This is a genomic window from Litoreibacter halocynthiae (assembly GCF_004365635.1).
In the GTDB taxonomy this organism is placed as follows: Bacteria; Pseudomonadota; Alphaproteobacteria; order Rhodobacterales; family Rhodobacteraceae; genus Litoreibacter; species Litoreibacter halocynthiae.
The window spans coordinates 420,412-438,403 of record NZ_SOBH01000001.1; the positions used below are offsets into that span (position 1 = coordinate 420,412).

Consider the following 17,992-nt stretch of genomic DNA (forward strand, 5'->3'; position numbering starts at 1 on the left):
TTTTTCATGACTGACACGAACCTAACACGCCGTGGGTTTCTTGGGACAACGGTCGGGGCAGCCGCCCTTGCCGCGCTGCCAAAAATGGCATTCGCCAAGGAGCTGTTGCGTATGTCGACGCTTGGACGGGGCACCAGCCCGAACCTTGTGATGACGACCTTCGCAAATATCATAAACAAGTCGCTGCCGGACTATGAAATCCAGCTTAACGCGACGGGTGCTGCCACCCGCCATGTGCTGGAAGTGGCCATGGGGCGAAGCGATTTTTGTATGTCTTCCCCTGCCATTCACGCGTTGATGCGCAACAAGGCGGCGATGTTTGCCAAGATTGATCAAGCCCCGGAGCTGGTCAAAAAGTTGCGCACCGTGCTGAACTTCCCAATGGGTGTTTACCACATTGCGGTATACGGATCGTCCGGCATTACATCTATCGACCAAATCAAAGGCAAACGCGTCTTCCTTGGTCCCCCCGGTGGTGCAGCCTATGCCACCATGGAGCGGCTTTTCAAAGCAGTGGCCGGTTTTGAAGAAGGTACGGATTACGAAGCAGTTAAGTTGGGATGGGACGCAGCAGCAGCAGCCTTTCAGGACGGCAATCTGGACGTTTATTGCAACCCGACCAACGCCCCAAGCCCGGCACTGACCCAGATCGCAGTAACAAACCAGATCCGTTTCTTGGGTATTCCGGCAGACAAGCTTGAGACAGAGGCGGTGCAAAAGCTGGTGGGCCGCCCAGGTTTCAGTGCGGCAGTTCTACCTGCGGGTGCTTATGGTGAAAACCAGCTCAATGAGTCTGATGTGACAACACTAGGTGTCACTGTCGGGATTGTGTCCAATGAGAAAGCCGACGAAGACATGATCTATCAGATGACCAAAGCGTTTTATGCTGGTGTTGCAGAAGCGGGAGATAGTTCACCTTGGTTGAAAGCGGTAACACCTGCTGCTGCTGTTCAAGACATCAACCTTCCGCTCCACCCCGGCGCACTACGTGCGTTGACAGAGCTTGGCGTCGACATTCCGGACGCTGCGCGCGCCTAAACAATATTGGTCGGGGTCTGTGTGACCCCGACCAATGACCCAAATTCGCTTACAAATCCTAGGGAAAATCATGACGAAGAATGTGCTTTTCATAATGTGTGATCAGCTCCGGTGGGACTATCTGTCCTGCGCGGGCCATCCTGATTTGCATACGCCCAACATAGATGCACTGGCACAACGTGGCGTTCGCTTTGATCGCGCATATGTTCAATCAACGATTTGCGGCCCGTCCCGGATGTCGTTTTATACTGGACGCTATGTCAGCTCTCACGGCTCGACGTGGAACAATGTTCCCTTGAAAGTTGGCGAGATGACGCTGGGCGATCACTTGCGCCCGCTGGGAGTTCGCACGGCACTTTGCGGCAAAACACATATGGCCGCTGACGTGGAGGGCATGAAACGTCTGGGGTTGGCCCCGGACAGCCAGATCGGCGCGCTGGTGTCGGAATGTGGCTTTGAGCCCTACGAGCGTGACGACGGGCTGCACCCGAATTCCAACTACGGCACGCGCAACAAGAACTACGACGACTATATGAAGCAGCGCGGCTGGGAGGATGAAAACCCTTGGGACAGTGTGGCCAATAGCGGCGAGGACGACGACGGAAACATCCTCAGCGGGTGGTTTCTGGACAACTCCGACATAGCCGCGCGCGCACCGGACGAGGACAGCGAAACGCCCTATATCACCCGCCGGGCCATGGAATTTATCCGGGAAGCCGGTGACAGCCCGTGGTGCCTTCATCTGAGTTATATCAAGCCGCACTGGCCCTACATTGTACCCGCGCCCTACCACGACATGTACCCCACTGAGACGCATATGCCCGTTGTACGCAGTGAAGCGGAGCGCGAAGATCCCCATCCGGTATTCGGCGCGTTCATGGAGGAACGTGTGTCGAAGGCCTTCACGAATGAAACGACCCGCACGAAAGTTATCGGCGCCTATATGGGTCTGATCAAGCAGATCGACGACCAGATGGGCGAGTTGATGAAATTCCTTGATGCCCAAGGACTGACCGACAGCACGATGATCGTGTTCACCTCGGACCACGGCGACTATCTGGGGGACCACTGGCTGGGGGAAAAGGAGCTTTTCCACGACCCGTCTTCCCGTATTCCATTGATCGTCGTCGATCCAAGTAAAGAGGCCGACCCCACGCGCGGCACGGTATCGACCTCACTGGTCGAGGCGATTGATGTGGTGCCGACCATTCTGGATTACTTCGACGGCCCCCAAGTCGATCATATCATTGAGGGGCGCTCGCTCTTGCCGTTGCTGCATGGCGAGCGTGAGACCGTGAAGGACTTTGTCATCTCGGAATATGACTACTCTTTCCGGCAGGCGCGTCGCCGGTTGGGTGTCGATGTTGCGGATGCGAAGCTGACCATGTTGTTTGACGGGCGCTGGAAATACATCTTTTCCGAAGGCTTCCGCCCGATGCTGTTCGACCTGAACGCCGACCCGGATGAACTCGACGATTTGGGGGGCAATCCCGACTTCGCAGGCGAGTGTCGCCGGCTGGAAGACCTGCTGTTCCAATGGAGCCGCCGCACCAGCCAACGCACTACAATGTCCAACGCCCAGATCGAAGCCCGCGGGGTTGATCTGAGTGAAGCGAAAGCCGGAGTGGTGATCGGATTTGCCACCGAGGAAGACTTTCGGACAGCGCTTGCGGCGGCTGACGTCGTGAAAAAAGAGTAACGCTGTCTCGGATACGACGCTAGAAAGGTAAACCAACCGCGAGCGCTCAGGATTTTCGAATGCACCATCGACTGACCGCATTGCTGTCCTCGCTGAACCCGGTCCGCCCGTGGTTTGCGCAGGTCAGCACAAGCACCCTGAAGGCTGACGCAATCGCTGGCGTGACCAACGCGGCAATCGTTTTGCCGCAAGGGGTGGCGTTTGCGATCATTGCCGGACTGCCACCGGAATTCGGGCTGTTTACCGCCGTGTTCGTGGCGTTGATCGCGGGAGTTTGGGGCTCGTCCATGATAATGGTGTCCGGCCCCACCACTGCGATTTCGGCGGTCATTTTTGCCTCCATGTCGCAATTCGCAGCCCCCGGTAGCCAGACATACATTGCGATGGTGTTAACCCTGACTTTCATGGTCGGGGCGATACAGATCATTGCCGGCGTTTTCAAAATGGGCGGGCTGATCTCGTTCATTTCCCATTCCGTGCTGATCGGGTTTACGGCCGCCGCGGCGCTGTTAATTGCCGCCAGCCAGATCGGTGGCGCATTGGGGATTGAAGGCGGCGGCGGCGGCGTTTTCGAGCGGCTAATCCATGTCGCGGCTCATTTTGGTCAGGTCAACGCAACGGCGCTGATTATCTCGGGCGCCACGGTCCTGTCTCTTATGGTGTTGTCACAGTTCAGCAAGAAGGTGCCATCCTACATCATTGCTCTCGCGATTGGGGCCGGGGTGGCCTATCTTCTAGGCGCATCGGACAAAGGCGTGGCGATGTTCGCCCCGCTTCAGTCCATCATCCCGACCCTTGGCGCACCCAACTTGTCTTTGGGTCTGATCGCCGAGCTTCTGCCCGCCGCCGCGACGGTGGCCTTTGTCGGCTTGCTCGAGGCAATTTCTATCGGGCGATCCTTCGCACTTCGCCGCGACGAGCCCTACGATTCCAGCCAAGAGATGGTCGGGCAAGGCTTGTCCAATGCCGTCGGCTCCTTTTTCCAATGCTATGCAGGCTCCGGCTCGTTCACGCGCTCCGGCCTGAACGCGGATGCGGGGGCGCAGACGCCGGTCTCGACGATCTTTGCGGCAGGGTTTCTGGTGATCCTGCTTTGGGTCTTGGCCCCATACCTCGAGTTCGTGCCGGTCCCTGCCATGGCCGGTGTTATCCTTTTCGTGTCCTACCGCCTGATAAATTTCGCAGAGATCCGCCACGTCCTGACATCCAACAGAAGCGAAACCGCGATCCTGGCGGCGACCTTTCTAACCGGCATCTTTACCGAGTTGGATTTGGCAATCGTTGTTGGTGTGATCACGTCGCTTTGCGTGTTTCTGTATGACAGCGCGCATCCGATCGTCGCGGTGGGGGCACCGACGGACGTGAATGGCAGGCGGGTGTTCAAAAATGCGGCAAGGTATAACCTGCCCGAATGCCCGCAAATTTCCGTCATACGGGTGGACGGCCCATTGTTCTTCGCATCAGTCGAAAATGTGGAGCAACAGTTCCGCAGGGTCGAGGGCGGAAACCGGGTCCCCAAGACCAAGCTCATGGGGCTGAAGGGTCTGTGGAAAATCGACCTGTCCGGAGCAGGGCTTTTGCTGAAAGAAATCAGACGGGCCCGAAAGGCGGGTGCTGATTTTCATATTTTCACGACGAATGCCCCCAGTTTAACCATCCTGAAGCGATTGCATGTCTTCGACGAGCTTGGAGCCAGTAATATTCACAACAACAAAGCCGAGGCTATTGCGGCCGCCGTTGCAGCCGCTGACGATGACATTTGCAAAGATTGTAAGCTGAGGGTTTTCCTTGAATGCGCTCAAAAGCCAGACAGTTCGGTGCAGGGACCAAATTGAGAGTGCAAAGAGATTAGTGGCGCTTTGACGATCGGTTTCTTTGTAAAATTATGAATTTTTTGTTCAGTCGCGGAAAATACTCCCAGCCAAATACAGAAAACAAAACATGCGTTACATAAGATAAATTCCGCCTCCCTCTACAGATAGTTCACGCCGCTCCCCATGGTGAGATGCTCTGACGCGAGTAGCTAGGCTTCATCCGGATCTGCCAACGTATTTTACGACAAGACTATCTCGCAGTGCGGATTTCACCGTTGTTCACGACCTCGTTCGGCTGCGACGAGACAAGCTTCCTCAGTTTTGGACTCGTTGCCTGATTTGCGTCCTCGAGCCGTTCACATGTTTTTTACGTCCCTGCACCAGTATCTTCAAATGTCAGATGATGTGCCTGTCCCCCATGAAAAAACTCAGCCAATTACGGCCTCAATACGTGGGATTTCATAATTAACCTGCAATTTCCCATGTTGGCAGGAAGTTTTTGAGTAGAGACGTGTTCGATTGAGACTGGGCCACCACCACTTAACCTCTTGTAAACTGTCGCAGAAGGCCACGACCGATTGTTAGCCGCGTCGGTCAGTTTATTTGCACATCTTTGCGCAAATAACTGTGCTCCAACGTCGTGCCATCGTCAAATAGCAGGTTAATCGTCACGGTTTGCAGGCTATCGAGCGGCGCGACTGCGTAAGGAAGGTGTGTTTCCATCTTTAACGCCATCGGGGAGGCTTCGCCCCGATAGCACGGTTCACCCTCCCAAACTTGCAACTCCCCTCCGTTATAAGCAAAGCGGATTTGCTCGATCCCGCAGCGATAGGTCAGCAGAGTCGACATGTAGAGCAAGTCCTGTCCTTCATAGGGCCGGATGGCGATCCATTGTGGGCGGATCAACTCCAGAATGGGCTTTACGCCCGCAGAGGTTGTGAAGTTTTGCGCGGAAACGGGAAGGGGCATCAAGAATATTAAGGCGATGAGAAAGGCGCGCATGCTGGCGTCTCCAAGTTGGGGCTTTCGCGCAGTATCGCGCGAGTTGTGCACCATACGCAAACTTTTCACGGTCCTGATGCTGTATGGCTTCCGGTGCCATCGCTTTGGGCCTATGCTGAGTGCAAGTAAAAAGAAGTGACGACATGGCCAAGAGCAGCAAACCCAAAACCAAAACGGCAAAGCCGAAGCCCAAAAAGACAAAGGTACCCGCCAAGCCGAAGACCCAGAGCTTCAACATCATGATGGTGGGGCAGGGCGGCAGGTTGCAATTTGAGGCGTTGTTACAAGTGGCGACACTGCGACACACCAACCCTGACTTCAAGGGACGGGTGATCATCGCGGAGCCACAAAACAATCACCGCTGGGACGCTGACCCTCGGATGGCGAATAATGATGTTCGCGAAGCGCTTGTCGCGCTGGGCGCGGAAATCGTGCCATTTGAAAATCAGATATTCGGGTGCGGTTACCCATATGGCAACAAGATCGAAGCCTTGCAGGTCTTGCCTGAAGGTGAGCCATTTCTATTTCTGGACACCGACACCCTAATCACCGGCGACCTGAGCAAGGTGCCGTTTGACTTTGACCGTCCCACCGCGTCGATGAAGCGGGAAAACACGTGGCCACAGCAGGAATTATACGGGCCCGGCTATAACCAGATCTGGGGCTCGCTCTATGACAAATTCGGGCTCGATTTTGAAAGCTCGCTCGATACCAGCTATCCGGACGAATACTGGCGCCGCTATCTCTATTTCAATGCCGGGTTCTTCTATTTCCGGTGTCCGAAGGAATTCGGCGATCGCTTCTTGGAATACGCACGCTTGATCCGCGACGAGCCGCCGGAAGAGCTTGTTTGCCAGGAAATGAAGCCATGGCTGGATCAGGTGGCATTGCCATTGACCATTCATTCCTTTGGCGGCGGGCGTGTGCCAGAGGTGTCTGACATGATGGACCATGAAGTGACCTGTCACTACCGCGTTTTGCCGCTTCTTTATGCGCGCGAGCGCGACGAGGTGGTACGCATTCTGGAAGAGGCTGCGGCTCCCAACAAACTCAAGAAGGTGCTGAAGCAATATGAGCCGATCAGGCGCATGGTGTATCAGCGAAAAGGCCACAAAGTCCGCGAAATGTTCGACCGCGAGAAACTGCCGCGACGCGAACAGGCCATTCGAAACCAGATCAAACGCGCCAAGCTTTGGATGAGGTAAGAACTTAGCTGCGGGACGCCTTTTCCGCGATGCCGGATTGCTGCGTGCGGGCTTCGAGGATCGCCATAACATCCGCGATGGCAACGCCGCGCGCAGCCAGCATGACCAACAGGTGATACAGAACATCTGCGGCTTCTGACGTAAGGTTGTCGCGGTCGTTCTTCGCTGCGGCGATGATCGCTTCGATCGCTTCCTCACCGAACTTCTCGGCGCATTTCTCTGGGCCTTTTTCAAGCAGCTTGGCAGTCCAAGAACTATTCGGGTCCGCGTCTTTGCGAGATGCGATGATGGCTTCCAATTCTTCCAGTGTCATGCACCCAACCTCATGTTCAGCCCGGCCTTCGCCATATGGGCCTTTGCTTCTGCAATGGTGAAATCCCCGAAGTGGAAAATCGACGCGGCCAAAACTGCGTCCGCATGTCCTTTAGTCACCCCTTCCACCAAGTGATCCAATGTTCCCACTCCACCGGAGGCGATCACCGGGACGGCCACTGCATCGGCAATGGCCCGCGTCAAAGGCAGGTTAAACCCCGCGCGCGTTCCGTCGCGGTCCATCGAGGTCAGCAGGATTTCTCCAGCACCCCTGGCAACAACAGTCTTGGCAAATTCTACGGCATCAATGCCTGTGGATTTCCGCCCTCCATGGGTAAAAATCTCCCACTTTCCCGGGGATACAGTTTTGGCATCAATGGCCACGACGATGCACTGAGACCCAAAGCGGTCAGCGGCTTCGGCGACGACATCGGGATTGGCAACGGCAGCCGAGTTGAAGCTGACCTTGTCGGCCCCCGCCAGCAGCAGTTTGCGCACATCTTCATGGGTGCGCACGCCACCGCCTACGGTCAATGGAATGTAGCAGGCTTCGGCGGTGCGGGTGACAACGTCGAACATGGTGCCACGGTTTTCATGAGTCGCGTTGATGTCGAGAAAACAAAGTTCATCCGCGCCTGCTGCGTCATATGCCTTAGCAGCTTCGACGGGATCACCGGCGTCGATCAGGTCTACGAAGTTGACGCCCTTGACCACACGGCCGTCTTTGACGTCGAGACAGGGAATGATGCGGGTTTTTAGCATGAACGTAGCTCCGGTTTGCGAGCATGGTTTAACGGCAATCCCTTGCCGATGCCAGCGATGTGATTGGCGTTTGATCCCAAGGTGTCGTGTTCTGTTCACATAATTTGAAAAGGAGTCCCACCATGCGCCAAATAGCTTTGTCGATGGCCCTACTTGCGAGTGTAGCCATGCCTGCATCTGCCGACCTGATCACCGTCAAATCCAGCAAGCCGGTGGCTGAAACCATGGATGCCTTGGAAGCCGCCGTGGGTAACGCAGGTGCGACCGTTTTCGCGCGTGTCGATCATCAAGCAGGGGCGACGGGTGTTGATTTGCAAATGCCGGCAGCTCAAGTTCTGATCTTCGGCAACCCCAAGCTTGGGACGCCCGCAATGAATGCGGATATCCGCGCGTCATTGTATTTGCCGCTGAAGATCGCTGTGCACGAGGCCAATGGTGGCTCTGTGTTGGTCTATGAGGATCCGGCAGATACGTTCGGTGACCTGAATATACCCGAGGACGCCCCGTTCGTGAAAACGATGCAGGGTGCATTGGGCAAGCTCACAGGAGCGGCTGTGAAGTAGCAGTTTAGGCTTTCAACAGGTCCAGCGCCTCTTTCAGGTCGATGGCTCCGTCATACAAGGCGCGACCCGAGATCGCGCCGTTCAACGGCGCCCCCGTGGCCTTGAGCGCGCGCAGATCGTCCAGCGAGGAGACGCCTCCGGATGCGATGACAGGAATGGAGACCGCATGGGCCAAGGCCGCTGTTGCCTCGACATTCGGGCCCTGCATCGCGCCGTCGCGGTTGATGTCAGTATAGATCAAGGCTGCGACGCCCGCGTCCTCAAACTGCTGTGCCAACGCGGTGACCTCAATATCGGTCTCTTCGGCCCACCCACGGGTGGCAACCATGCCATTGCGCGCATCCAGACCAATAGCCACTTGGCCGGGAAAGGCGCGGGCAGCCTCGCGTACTAAGTCGGGGTTTTCAACGGCCACGGTGCCAAGGATCACACGGGCGAGCCCCTTATCTAACCAGCGTTCAATTGTGGCCATGTCCCGAATGCCGCCGCCAAGCTGGGCGGGAACTTTGGTTTGCGCCAATATCGCGTCGACGGCTGCACCATTCACCGGCTCCCCGGCAAATGCGCCATTCAGGTCAACGAGATGAAGCCATTCGCAACCGGCCTCCACGAAGGCCATGGCTTGCGCGGCGGGATTGTCATTGAAGACCGTCGCTTGCTCCATTTCGCCTTTGTATAGACGTACACAATTGCCATCTTTGAGGTCGATTGCGGGGTAAAGGATCATAGCGTCTCGCCTTCGTTTATTCCGGATTTGCGCGGTCTATTCCACATCCGCGCCCCAACGTCACGCTTGATTTGCGCCCTGATTTTCGCACCATGGTCGGCAGAACAGGGAGGAAATAATGAAAACACTTAAATTCGCAGCTGCGTTTGTCGTTGCATTTGCAGGTCAGGCACTGGCTGATCCGGCAGAAGGCGTCTGGAAAACACAAGTGGATGACGGCGCTTATGCCCATGTCACCATGAAGAAATGCGGCTCTGCCGTGTGCGGCACCATCTCGCGGACGTTTAACGCGTCTGGTGAATACAAGTCACCAAATCTTGGCAAACAAATTGTGCGTTCCATGAAGCCGCTTGGCGGTGGCAAGTACGAAGGCAAGGTTTGGCGCCCGTCCAATAACAAAATCTACTATGGCAAGATCGACCTCGGCGGCAGCAGCTTGAAACTCGCAGGTTGTATTGCTGGTGGTCTGCTGTGTTCCAAGCAGACTTGGACACGTATCAAGTAAACGGTTTTTACCAAAGTTGCCGAAGGTCGGGGAGGAATCTCCGGCCTTTTTTCGTGCCTAATTCAGGAGTTGTTATCTTCTGCACCTGAAAGTCTCCAACAGGTCAACATGTGGCCTGATGTCAGGAGATTTCGATGAAGTTGTGTTTTACATTGATATGTGTCGGATTCCTTGCGGCTGGCTGTTCGCCGGTCGCAGTTGCGATACCTCTGTCTGGGCCGGACGGGTGGATGCAAATACTATCAGACAGCAACGCCAAAGGAGTCCCGCTGCTGTTGATGAACTGGTAGTCGCTTACGGTTTCCAGTTCAGGAAGTTGGCGATCATCCGAAGGCCTGTCTGCTGGCTCTTTTCAGGGTGGAACTGCATTCCAATCATATTGTCGCGGCCAACAACGGCGGTAATATCTCCCCCGTAATCCACATGCGCCAACCGATGGGCCGGATCAGTGACACGAAAGCTGTAGGAGTGGACGAAATAGGCGTGGTCGCCGGTATTTATGCCGTCCAGTACGGGATGCTTGGGGTTGGAGCCATCTAAAACCAAGTCATTCCATCCCATATGCGGGACCTTCAGCGACGGGTCGGCCGGGGTGATTTTGGCGATTTCGCCTTCGATCCAGTCAAACCCTTTGGTGTCTTCATATTCGCGACCCCAGCTCGCCATCATTTGCATTCCGACGCAAATGCCCATGAACGGGCGGCCCTTGACTATGACCGACGCAACGATCGCCTCGAACAAGGCCGCGCGGTCACGGGTGAGGGCATTCCGGCAGGCGGGGAAGGCTCCATCACCGGGCAACACGATCCGGTCCGCCCGCACAACATCTTCGGGCTTGGACGACACGATGACGTCACCGCCACCGACATCCGCAGACATGCGTTGAAAGGATTTTTCTGCGGAGTGCAGATTGCCACTGTCATAGTCGACGAGAACGGTCAGCATGGGGATGCTCCGATAAGGATCAAAAGGCTTTGGCGGTACGGTGTTGCGCCATCAAAGTGTGCCCTTGGTGGACGGTATGGCGTCGGATTTGCGCGGATCGGTCTCGAGCGCATCGCGCAACGCGCGCGCCACAGCTTTGAACGCCGCTTCCACGATGTGATGGCTGTTGAAGCCATGCAGCCGGTCAATGTGGAGCGTAATGCCACCATGGGTTGAAAACGCCTGAAAGAACTCGCGCACCAGTTCGGTATCGAAAGCGCCGATCTTCTGGGTCGGAATGTCCAGGTTACAGATCAGGAATGGGCGGGCGGATAAGTCCAATGCGCAGCGCACCTGAGCATCGTCCATCGCAAGGTGACATTCGCCGTACCGGCGGATACCACGCTTGTCGCCCAATGCCTCAGCCAGTGCCTGACCCAGTGCAATCCCCGTGTCCTCGACGGTGTGGTGGTCGTCGATATGCAGGTCACCCTTGGCGCGGATTTTCATGTCGATCAGCGCGTGGCGGGCCAGTTGGTCCAGCATATGGTCAAAGAAGCCCACACCGGTCTGGTTGTCATATACGCCAGAGCCATCAAGATTGATCTCGACAGAGATATTCGTCTCAGCCGTGCTACGAGTGATTTTAGCGGACCGCATGGGGTTCTCCTTCAGGCAACTGGCTGCCTTATACGCAGGGCGGTCGAGCAGGCCAAGGGGGGGCGCAGGCTGCGAGCAGGCAGATGTCGCGAAAATGCTGTGCCGCCGCCGACAACGGGACGCCGCAGATGTAGCGAGCTACTTGAAAAGGAACTCTGGGTCTGAGGGCTAAACCGCAAAATTTCCCGCACTTCGCCACATTTCCAACATCTCCAGACGATTGATCCAGAACAGGTTTTAGGAAGAGGCATGCCTGTATGGCTGCGTTGACAGCAAACACATCCGCCAGCGCCGTTGCAATGGCGTCGGAGATTTTGGGCGCGGGGTTTACGATAAACTCTGCGACCTATTCTGGTGCGACTGGGTCTTCCGCGATCTACACTGACGGCGGCACCACGAACCCGGGCGTTCTGCCTTCTGACACGGGTGTCATATTTTCTACGGGGAATGTATCGACCTTTGCCAATGCTTCGGGTGCAAACAACACAGGTGGGGGCACGACGGCGGACACCGCTGGCATAGACGGAAACGCGGCTTTTAATGCTGCGGCAGGTCAATCCACTTTTGACGCATCATTTCTGGAGATTAACTTCACTCCGGAGCCCGGGCAAACATCAATCAATATAGAATTTCGTTTCTATTCAGAGGAATACAACGAATACGTCTACTCGAACTTCAATGATATTGCGTTGGTTCAGCTGAATGGTGTGACCCAGCCGATATCGGTCGGATCCGGCGAGATTTCAGTAAATGGCATCAACGATGCTGGCACCTATAACCCGTCGAACGGAAACCAGAACAACGACCCGAACCCGGGCAACGGCCAATTCGATAGTGCAAACCCCAACCTGTACGTCAATAATTCGGGTGGCGCTTACGCAACCGAGATGGACGGCTTCACGGTAACCCTGTCGCTCGATATTCCCGTCACGCCCGGTGTGGCGCAGACCTTGATGATCGGCATCGCGGATGTCGGAGACTCGTCCTATGATAGTGCTATCGTCATCGCATCAAACAATGTGCCCGGCGCGACGGACACAGATCCGATTGCCACAGATGATACAGGAATCGAGACATGGGGTAGCAATCCCAAGACAGTCGATATTCTGGCAAATGATACTGATCCAACTTCACAGGCGCTGACAATCACGCAAATCAACGGTGTGAACGTGGTTTCCGGCCAGACGGTGACGCTGCCATCAGGGCAGGCGATTACACTGAACCCGAACGGGACGATTACGCTTGTGAACACGGGCGGTCAGACCGGTTTAACTTCGTTCAGCTACACGGTGGCCGATACAGACGGAAACACCGACAGCGCATTCGTGACCTTCGACGCTTCCCCCATCTGTTATTGTGATGGGACGCTGATCGAGACACCAAATGGACCGCGGGCGGTGGAGACACTTCGAAGCGGTGACCTAGTGCTGACCCGGGATGAGGGCCCGCAACCCATCCGGTGGATCAGCAGTCGTGATATGTACGCCAGTGCGCGACATGCACCTATCGAAATTGCAGCTGGTGTTATGGAGAACAGGTTGCCGCTTCGAGTGTCGCCGCAACACCGGATTGTGCGCGCTGGCTCTTTGGCGCAGCTCTACTTCGGTCAGGAGGAGGTTCTCGTCGCCGCGCGGCATTTGGTGGACGGCGTAAATGTGCGTCAGTTGGCCAGTGGGCGCGTGAGTTACTATCATCTGATGTTTGATCGCCACCAAATCATCACGGCCAACGGAATCGCCAGCGAAAGCTATCAGCCCGGTGATTTCAGTTTGCCTGGCTTGCATGACGCAGCCCGCGAAGAAATGTTCGCAGTTTTCCCTGAGCTACGCTCGAATCCGGCGCAGTACGGGCAATCGGCACGTCAAAGTATTTCCGGAACGCTGGCGCATGTTTTGGCCGCGTAAACGCACCAAATACCCCAGAAAGCAGAAAAGCCTCGGCGTGAGCCAAGGCTTTTTCTTGAGACCAATTGGAGCGGGCGAAGAGATTCGAACTCTCGACCCTAACCTTGGCAAGGTTATGCTCTACCCCTGAGCTACGCCCGCATCCGTTGGTGAGCCGTGATTTAGCGACGGTGCGCGTGGGCTGCAAGAGAGAAATTCAGACCAAGCGCAAAAAATATTATCATAGATCGATGCTGCCATCCGGATTGACCTTGGGTTCGGCGTCAGGATCGTCTTCTGTCTTGGGTTTTTTACGGATGAGTATATCGCCGTTTGGCAGGACCTCTGGGGCTTCATAGGCATTCAGGTCAGACATTTTGTCGGCCAATTGCTCCATCAAGGGCATCATGTCGTCTGCGAAGCCCTCAAACAGCTCTCTGAAGTTCTCGGCCAACGGCGCGAGGTCACCTAACCCGAATGGAGGCGACTTCTCTTGGGCCGCCGCGGGAAGCGATGAAAGTGCCAGACTGCATATCAATAAAAGCTGTTTCATCCCCCGAATATGGGGGCAATCCCGCAACAATTCAAACCCTAGAGATCAATGTCCAGCGTGACCGGAAAATGGTCCGAAGCGATAAGCAACGCTTCTCGCAGTTCTGGCGCGTTCCAGCATTCGGGATCATCAAACGGATGCCAGATATGCCATTTTGGTGACTTGGCAGCCAAATCAGACGACACCATGATGTAGTCCAGCATGGCATTCAGATAGCGCTTCTCTGGCCGCACATAGAAGCGCGACGTGGTTGGGCGCGCACCGAAAGGGTGGGTCATGATCTCCTGTGCGTGCGGGTCAAACAGCGTTTGCCTCGGGTCGTCGGATTGGCCCAATACAATCTCCACACCCGAACGCCCAAACAGCTTCTCGTAGCCGTCCAATCCGGGGCCGTCGTTGAAGTCGCCCAGAACAATCACCGAGTCACCAGCCGTCAGATGCTCGGTCACCCGCGCGCGCAACCATATACATTGCGCCAATTGCTTGCGCCGGTTCGCGATGGATATGCGCATGGCATCCGCTTCGTTTCGTGCCCCGTGCGGCGCCTTTGACTTCAAATGCGCGCCGATCAACCGAAGCTCGGCGCCACTCTTGGTGGTAAACGCGACTTCCAGTGGAGGCTTGGAGAACACCACGTCATCCATTTTTGCATCAATATCGAGATCCATCCGGAACGTGTTGTCAAAATGCGGAGCAGCCTCGCTTTGTCGCGGGTCATGGACCGCGCTTACGACGTTCGGATCATAGAGCAGGGCGATTTCCTGCTGGGTGTCGTTGTCGTAGCCGATTAGCGCTTTCGTGGTGCGCAGTCCAAAATGCTCAGCAAAGTTTTCCAGCGCAACGCGACCCGAACGGCTAGGCGACGTGTCGGGGGCCTCGATCACCATAATCGCGTCAGCGTCGATTGATTGAAACACAAGCCCTAGCGCCTGTGCTTGCATGGCTTTGGTGACGTTGTAGCGCGACGACCATGTGCCGTCCTGGATCAGGTTGTTTGCGTCGTCGAACAGATAGGTGAACCATTCGACGTTATAGGTTGCAATCCTCATGCAACAGGCTCGCGCTCTGCCAAAATTTCGGCCCACGCGGCGTTGATGCGGATAAGGCGTTTTTCCGCCATCTTAACCGCTTCATGGGGCACCCCTCGTGCGGCCATCACATCCGGGTGGGTGTCCTTGACCAGTTGCCGCCAGCGCTTGCGGACGTCCTCCAAGGCCATTTCCGGCGTCGCCTCCAGCACTGCGTAGGGGTCGGGCGTCGCATCAGCCACAAACCGCGCCCGTAGGCAGCGGAATTCCGGCTCGGTAATCTTGAATATGGCCGCCACACTCAGCAAAAACTCGTCTTCCAACGGGTGGTAGCTGCCATCCGCGACGGCGATGTGGAACAGACCTTCCATCAAATCATACAAGGTCGAGTGATTGTCCTCGAACATCGTCGCAATCTTGCGGGCGTAATCGTCAAATCCCGCCACGTCCTGACGCGCCAGATTGAAAAGCTTGGCGGCCTGTGCCTCGTCCTCTGGTGCAATTGTGAACACTTCGCGAAAGGCTGCAACTTCGTCGCGTGTGACGCGACCGTCGGCCTTTGCCATTTTGGCCCCAAGTGCAATCACCGCAATGGTAAATCCCACGCGCCGTTCGGGCGGGGTTCGAAGATGCGCGAAAACATCCGAGAGGCTTTCACCAGCGGCTAGCGCCGAGAGCGCGTTTGATATGCGGGTCCAAACTGACATGGGCAATAGGCTAAACTATTCGGTTCAGCTTGTCAGACAAATTTCTGCATCAGCACAAGGTCGATGAAGCGCCCGAATTTATAGCCCGCCTGAGGGATCAGCCCCACTTTCTCAAACCCCAACTTGCCATGAAATGCGATTGCCGGCGCGTTCTCTGCGGAGATGCCTGCGATCAGGCTGTGAATGTCAGCGCCACCTGCGTGATCGTGCAACGCGTTGAACAACCGCCGTCCAAGTCCTTGCCCGCGCACAGTCGGGGAGAGGTGGATCGTGAGCTCGGCTGTGCGCGCATACCCGTCGCCCGCGCGAAACGGGCCGTATTTTGCATAACCGGCAATAACCCCATCCATATCCGCCACAAGATAAGGATCAGTCCGTCGTTGATGATCAGCCAACGCAGCGCATAATTCGGCTTCCGTCACTTGGGTGGGGGAGAACGTAATCGTGGTTTCAGAAATGATCGGATTGAGAACGGACAATATTCCCTTGGCATCCTCTGGCCGCGCCGCGCGGATCAAGGTCATGTCAAAACGCGCCGTCCCTGTGGCGTGTCGAAACTGGCAGAAAAGCTTGGTGTCTCCGCCTCTTGAAACAACAAGGTGTCGCGCGGCAATAGCGGGGCGAGAGTTTCCGCCATCTCCGCAGCCTGCGGATGATGTAACACGACCCCGCCCAATCTGATGCCCTGATCGGGCAACAATGGTGCCGGATGCAAATCGCCATGCCATTGGATCAGCGCAGGCCCCCAGCCACTCCACGGCAAGATGCCGTCGTCTGGCACAGCCATGGACCAGCGAAAATCCCCTCGTTGCAGCGAAATTGGTCGCCCGAACCCGTCTGGAAGCGCAGCCAAGGCCGCATCAAGGTCGTCGGTGGCCAATATCCAATTCGTCAGACGCGGCGGGCCTCGGAAATTATCAAGGTTGAACCACCTTGGCCGGTTCGGCGCTTCGGCATCCGGATTGATGGCGATCGCCTCGAAATAGATCTCTGGCCCGAGCGAGAGCAGATGGTTATGCGTTCCCATTTGCGGATGCTCTCCGCGTGTCGCGAGGTCAACGCCAAACGCTTCCTCGACATGCGTGCGGCCCGCATCCAAGGTTTCAGCCGCGAGGGCGAGGTGATCTAATCTTAAAAGGTTCATGGCGGCACGATAGGCGTGTCGACAGGGACTTGCCAAGAGGGCAGCGTCAGGCAACAACAACCCTATGGATGATCTTAGCCAAGCCAAAGCCACCGCGCGCCAAGCCGCCTTCGCACGTCGCAGCGCAGCAAAATCGCCGGAACGCGACGCCGCTGCGATAACCAACCTTCTGGAGACAATTTTGCCCCACAAGGGCAGCGCGCTGTCCGGCTATTTGCCGATCCGCACCGAAGTGGACCCTGTTCCGGTGATGGCGGCAATGGCTGCGTGGGGGCCGGTTTGTGTGCCTGTTATCAAGTCCAAAGGCCATCCGCTGGAATTTCACCGCTGGGAGCCGGGTTGCGATATGAAAGACGGCGGGTTTGGCACTTTCATTCCGACCACGGCGGAAGTCGTCGTGCCGCAAGTTCTGATTGTTCCGCTCGTCGCATTTAACCGCAACGGTGGGCGTTTGGGCTATGGTGGCGGGTTTTACGACCGGACCCTCGAAGGGCTGCGCGCCCGCGGCAAGGTTTTCGCCATCGGCTATGCGTTCGCGGCTCAGGAAGCCGACGACATTCCGCTGGAGCCGACCGATCAACCGCTGGACGCCATCGTGACGGACGAGGGTGTGTTGCACCTCGCAGGCAATGGCCCTAGGTCTCTCGCATGAAAATTTTGTTTCTCGGGGATGTAATGGGGCGCGCTGGGCGCGCTGCCATCGTGGATAGGTTGCCCAAATTGCGGGCGGATTGGGCGTTGGATTTTGTCGTGGTCAACGGCGAAAACGCCAGTTCCGGCGCTGGGCTGACTGCGGCCCATGCCAAGATTTTGCTCGACGCAGGTGCAGATTGTCTGACCTTGGGCGACCACGCCTTTGACCAGCGCGATATGTTGCAGTTCATCGAAAAAGAGCCGCGCATCATTCGCCCGATCAATTTCGCCAAAGATGCTCCGGGGCGTGGGCATGGCATATTCGAAGCCGGTCGGGGCCGTAAAATTCTGGTGACGCAGGTTCTGGGGCAGGTGTTCATGAAGCGCCCGTTCGAGGATCCTTTCGGGAAGCTGGAACAAGTTCTCAAAACCCATCCGCGCGGCGGGATGGTTCAGGCGTCACTCGTGGATATTCATTGCGAAGCCACATCCGAGAAAATGGCTATGGGTCATTGGTGCGACGGGCGGGCCAGTGTCTGCGTGGGAACGCATACCCATGTGCCGACCGCTGACGCCATGATCATGCCCGAAGGCTGTGCCTATCTGTCGGATGCCGGTATGTGTGGCGATTATCGGTCGGTGATCGGAATGGAAAAAGCCGAGCCCATGCGACGCTTTGTGACCGGTATGGTGAAGGGGCGGTTTACCCCCGCAATGGAGGAGGCGACACTCTCCGGCCTTTACGTGGAAACCGATGATCGTACCGGTGCCGCAACCCGTATCGAGATGGTGCGTCAAGGCGGACGACTGGCACAGGCCGGCCCCGCGTGAGC

General features: G+C 56.5%; 20 protein-coding genes and 1 tRNA gene. 9 read left to right on the forward strand and 12 right to left on the reverse strand.

The window, feature by feature from the left end:
• The first annotated feature begins 6 nt into the window (after positions 1 to 6).
• The 3 genes from BDE40_RS02115 to BDE40_RS02125 all read left to right on the forward strand — a co-directional run bounded on the left by BDE40_RS02115 (position 7) and on the right by BDE40_RS02125 (position 4,572).
• Complete coding sequence (locus BDE40_RS02115; protein ID WP_134012398.1) at positions 7 to 1,038, forward strand: TAXI family TRAP transporter solute-binding subunit; 1,032 nt, start codon at positions 7 to 9, stop codon at positions 1,036 to 1,038.
• Between the two features lie 70 nt (positions 1,039 to 1,108).
• Positions 1,109 to 2,737 (forward strand): alkaline phosphatase family protein, encoded by a 1,629-nt coding sequence (locus BDE40_RS02120; protein ID WP_134012400.1) that lies wholly within the window; start codon positions 1,109 to 1,111, stop codon positions 2,735 to 2,737.
• Between the two features lie 59 nt (positions 2,738 to 2,796).
• Positions 2,797 to 4,572: a SulP family inorganic anion transporter gene (locus BDE40_RS02125; protein WP_134012402.1), complete on the forward strand. Its 1,776-nt coding sequence runs from the start codon at positions 2,797 to 2,799 to the stop codon at positions 4,570 to 4,572.
• Between the two features lie 573 nt (positions 4,573 to 5,145).
• Here the strand turns inward: BDE40_RS02125 and BDE40_RS02130 are convergent.
• On the reverse strand, positions 5,146 to 5,553 hold the full coding sequence (locus BDE40_RS02130; protein ID WP_134012404.1) for a hypothetical protein: 408 nt from the start codon (positions 5,551 to 5,553) through the stop codon (positions 5,146 to 5,148).
• A gap of 143 nt (positions 5,554 to 5,696) precedes the next feature.
• Between BDE40_RS02130 and BDE40_RS02135 the strand changes: the two genes are divergently transcribed.
• Complete coding sequence (locus tag BDE40_RS02135) at positions 5,697 to 6,758, forward strand: hypothetical protein (protein ID WP_425462384.1); 1,062 nt, start codon at positions 5,697 to 5,699, stop codon at positions 6,756 to 6,758.
• Between the two features lie 4 nt (positions 6,759 to 6,762).
• Here BDE40_RS02135 and BDE40_RS02140 read toward each other — a convergent pair whose 3' ends face one another.
• Positions 6,763 to 7,071, reverse strand: coding sequence for a phosphoribosyl-ATP diphosphatase (locus tag BDE40_RS02140; RefSeq protein ID WP_134012406.1), 309 nt, complete (start codon positions 7,069 to 7,071; stop codon positions 6,763 to 6,765).
• Positions 7,068 to 7,832 carry an imidazole glycerol phosphate synthase subunit HisF gene (gene hisF, locus BDE40_RS02145; protein WP_134012408.1) on the reverse strand — a complete coding sequence of 255 codons (765 nt, stop codon included), beginning with the start codon at positions 7,830 to 7,832 and terminating at the stop codon, positions 7,068 to 7,070. Before hisF ends, BDE40_RS02140 begins: the two co-directional genes overlap by 4 nt.
• A 122-nt stretch (positions 7,833 to 7,954) precedes the next feature.
• Here hisF and BDE40_RS02150 point away from each other — a divergent pair, with 122 nt between their 5' ends.
• Positions 7,955 to 8,395 (forward strand): DUF302 domain-containing protein, encoded by a 441-nt coding sequence (locus tag BDE40_RS02150; protein WP_134012410.1) that lies wholly within the window; start codon positions 7,955 to 7,957, stop codon positions 8,393 to 8,395.
• Positions 8,396 to 8,399: 4 nt separating this feature from the next.
• On the opposite strand, the gene hisA is transcribed toward BDE40_RS02150, so the two are convergent.
• The gene (gene hisA / locus BDE40_RS02155; protein WP_134012412.1) at positions 8,400 to 9,122 is read right to left on the reverse strand and encodes a 1-(5-phosphoribosyl)-5-[(5-phosphoribosylamino)methylideneamino]imidazole-4-carboxamide isomerase; all 723 of its coding nucleotides are present in this window, start codon (positions 9,120 to 9,122) and stop codon (positions 8,400 to 8,402) included.
• 118 nt (positions 9,123 to 9,240) lie between these two features.
• Between hisA and BDE40_RS02160 the strand changes: the two genes are divergently transcribed.
• On the forward strand, positions 9,241 to 9,627 hold the full coding sequence (locus BDE40_RS02160; protein WP_134012414.1) for a DUF2147 domain-containing protein: 387 nt from the start codon (positions 9,241 to 9,243) through the stop codon (positions 9,625 to 9,627).
• Positions 9,628 to 9,921: 294 nt separating this feature from the next.
• Here the strand turns inward: BDE40_RS02160 and hisH are convergent, their stop codons facing one another.
• Together hisH and hisB are read right to left on the reverse strand one after the other, a co-directional pair.
• Positions 9,922 to 10,572 carry an imidazole glycerol phosphate synthase subunit HisH gene (gene hisH, locus BDE40_RS02165; RefSeq protein WP_134012416.1) on the reverse strand — a complete coding sequence of 217 codons (651 nt, stop codon included), beginning with the start codon at positions 10,570 to 10,572 and terminating at the stop codon, positions 9,922 to 9,924.
• Positions 10,573 to 10,623: 51 nt separating this feature from the next.
• Positions 10,624 to 11,211, reverse strand: coding sequence for an imidazoleglycerol-phosphate dehydratase HisB (gene hisB, locus BDE40_RS02170; protein WP_134012418.1), 588 nt, complete (start codon positions 11,209 to 11,211; stop codon positions 10,624 to 10,626).
• A gap of 257 nt (positions 11,212 to 11,468) precedes the next feature.
• Here hisB and BDE40_RS02175 point away from each other — a divergent pair, with 257 nt between their 5' ends.
• Entirely contained in the window at positions 11,469 to 13,115 is a 1,647-nt protein-coding gene (locus BDE40_RS02175) for a Hint domain-containing protein (protein ID WP_134012420.1), read from the forward strand.
• Between the two features lie 66 nt (positions 13,116 to 13,181).
• Here BDE40_RS02175 and BDE40_RS02180 read toward each other — a convergent pair.
• The 6 genes from BDE40_RS02180 to BDE40_RS02205 form a co-directional block, all read right to left on the reverse strand.
• Positions 13,182 to 13,256: transfer RNA gene (locus BDE40_RS02180), tRNA-Gly, on the reverse strand.
• 79 nt (positions 13,257 to 13,335) lie between these two features.
• Positions 13,336 to 13,647 carry a hypothetical protein gene (locus BDE40_RS02185; RefSeq protein WP_134012422.1) on the reverse strand — a complete coding sequence of 104 codons (312 nt, stop codon included), beginning with the start codon at positions 13,645 to 13,647 and terminating at the stop codon, positions 13,336 to 13,338.
• A gap of 38 nt (positions 13,648 to 13,685) precedes the next feature.
• Positions 13,686 to 14,696 carry an endonuclease/exonuclease/phosphatase family protein gene (locus BDE40_RS02190; protein WP_134012424.1) on the reverse strand — a complete coding sequence of 337 codons (1,011 nt, stop codon included), beginning with the start codon at positions 14,694 to 14,696 and terminating at the stop codon, positions 13,686 to 13,688.
• Positions 14,693 to 15,382 (reverse strand): molecular chaperone DjiA, encoded by a 690-nt coding sequence (locus tag BDE40_RS02195; protein WP_134012426.1) that lies wholly within the window; start codon positions 15,380 to 15,382, stop codon positions 14,693 to 14,695. The genes BDE40_RS02190 and BDE40_RS02195 overlap by 4 nt, the downstream gene beginning before the upstream one ends.
• Before the next feature lie 32 nt (positions 15,383 to 15,414).
• Positions 15,415 to 15,906 (reverse strand): GNAT family N-acetyltransferase, encoded by a 492-nt coding sequence (locus BDE40_RS02200; protein ID WP_246030333.1) that lies wholly within the window; start codon positions 15,904 to 15,906, stop codon positions 15,415 to 15,417.
• Complete coding sequence (locus BDE40_RS02205) at positions 15,903 to 16,526, reverse strand: VOC family protein (RefSeq protein ID WP_134012428.1); 624 nt, start codon at positions 16,524 to 16,526, stop codon at positions 15,903 to 15,905. The genes BDE40_RS02200 and BDE40_RS02205 overlap by 4 nt, the downstream gene beginning before the upstream one ends.
• 64 nt (positions 16,527 to 16,590) lie before the next feature.
• Here BDE40_RS02205 and BDE40_RS02210 point away from each other — a divergent pair, with 64 nt between their 5' ends.
• Both BDE40_RS02210 and BDE40_RS02215 read left to right on the forward strand, forming a co-directional pair.
• The gene (locus BDE40_RS02210) at positions 16,591 to 17,178 is read left to right on the forward strand and encodes a 5-formyltetrahydrofolate cyclo-ligase (protein ID WP_134012430.1); all 588 of its coding nucleotides are present in this window, start codon (positions 16,591 to 16,593) and stop codon (positions 17,176 to 17,178) included.
• Positions 17,175 to 17,990: a TIGR00282 family metallophosphoesterase gene (locus BDE40_RS02215; RefSeq protein WP_134012432.1), complete on the forward strand. Its 816-nt coding sequence runs from the start codon at positions 17,175 to 17,177 to the stop codon at positions 17,988 to 17,990. The genes BDE40_RS02210 and BDE40_RS02215 overlap by 4 nt, the downstream gene beginning before the upstream one ends.
• Positions 17,991 to 17,992: the final 2 nt, after the last annotated feature.

What these genes read in the sequence shown, in the direction of transcription:
- BDE40_RS02115 (WP_134012398.1), top strand. Translation starts at nt 7, where the DNA reads ATGACTGACACGAACCTAACACGCCGTGGGTTTCTTGGGACAACGGTC.
- BDE40_RS02195 (WP_134012426.1), bottom strand. Translation starts at nt 15,382, where the DNA reads ATGTCAGTTTGGACCCGCATATCAAACGCGCTCTCGGCGCTAGCCGCT.
- BDE40_RS02160 (WP_134012414.1), top strand. Translation starts at nt 9,241, where the DNA reads ATGAAAACACTTAAATTCGCAGCTGCGTTTGTCGTTGCATTTGCAGGT.
- hisF (WP_134012408.1), bottom strand. Translation starts at nt 7,832, where the DNA reads ATGCTAAAAACCCGCATCATTCCCTGTCTCGACGTCAAAGACGGCCGT.
- BDE40_RS02185 (WP_134012422.1), bottom strand. Translation starts at nt 13,647, where the DNA reads ATGAAACAGCTTTTATTGATATGCAGTCTGGCACTTTCATCGCTTCCC.
- BDE40_RS02210 (WP_134012430.1), top strand. Translation starts at nt 16,591, where the DNA reads ATGGATGATCTTAGCCAAGCCAAAGCCACCGCGCGCCAAGCCGCCTTC.
- BDE40_RS02190 (WP_134012424.1), bottom strand. Translation starts at nt 14,696, where the DNA reads ATGAGGATTGCAACCTATAACGTCGAATGGTTCACCTATCTGTTCGAC.
- hisH (WP_134012416.1), bottom strand. Translation starts at nt 10,572, where the DNA reads ATGCTGACCGTTCTCGTCGACTATGACAGTGGCAATCTGCACTCCGCA.
- BDE40_RS02130 (WP_134012404.1), bottom strand. Translation starts at nt 5,553, where the DNA reads ATGCGCGCCTTTCTCATCGCCTTAATATTCTTGATGCCCCTTCCCGTT.
- BDE40_RS02205 (WP_134012428.1), bottom strand. Translation starts at nt 16,526, where the DNA reads ATGAACCTTTTAAGATTAGATCACCTCGCCCTCGCGGCTGAAACCTTG.
- BDE40_RS02215 (WP_134012432.1), top strand. Translation starts at nt 17,175, where the DNA reads ATGAAAATTTTGTTTCTCGGGGATGTAATGGGGCGCGCTGGGCGCGCT.
- BDE40_RS02175 (WP_134012420.1), top strand. Translation starts at nt 11,469, where the DNA reads ATGGCTGCGTTGACAGCAAACACATCCGCCAGCGCCGTTGCAATGGCG.
- BDE40_RS02135 (WP_425462384.1), top strand. Translation starts at nt 5,697, where the DNA reads ATGGCCAAGAGCAGCAAACCCAAAACCAAAACGGCAAAGCCGAAGCCC.
- BDE40_RS02150 (WP_134012410.1), top strand. Translation starts at nt 7,955, where the DNA reads ATGCGCCAAATAGCTTTGTCGATGGCCCTACTTGCGAGTGTAGCCATG.
- BDE40_RS02200 (WP_246030333.1), bottom strand. Translation starts at nt 15,906, where the DNA reads ATGACCTTGATCCGCGCGGCGCGGCCAGAGGATGCCAAGGGAATATTG.
- BDE40_RS02120 (WP_134012400.1), top strand. Translation starts at nt 1,109, where the DNA reads ATGACGAAGAATGTGCTTTTCATAATGTGTGATCAGCTCCGGTGGGAC.
- BDE40_RS02140 (WP_134012406.1), bottom strand. Translation starts at nt 7,071, where the DNA reads ATGACACTGGAAGAATTGGAAGCCATCATCGCATCTCGCAAAGACGCG.
- BDE40_RS02125 (WP_134012402.1), top strand. Translation starts at nt 2,797, where the DNA reads ATGCACCATCGACTGACCGCATTGCTGTCCTCGCTGAACCCGGTCCGC.
- hisA (WP_134012412.1), bottom strand. Translation starts at nt 9,122, where the DNA reads ATGATCCTTTACCCCGCAATCGACCTCAAAGATGGCAATTGTGTACGT.
- hisB (WP_134012418.1), bottom strand. Translation starts at nt 11,211, where the DNA reads ATGCGGTCCGCTAAAATCACTCGTAGCACGGCTGAGACGAATATCTCT.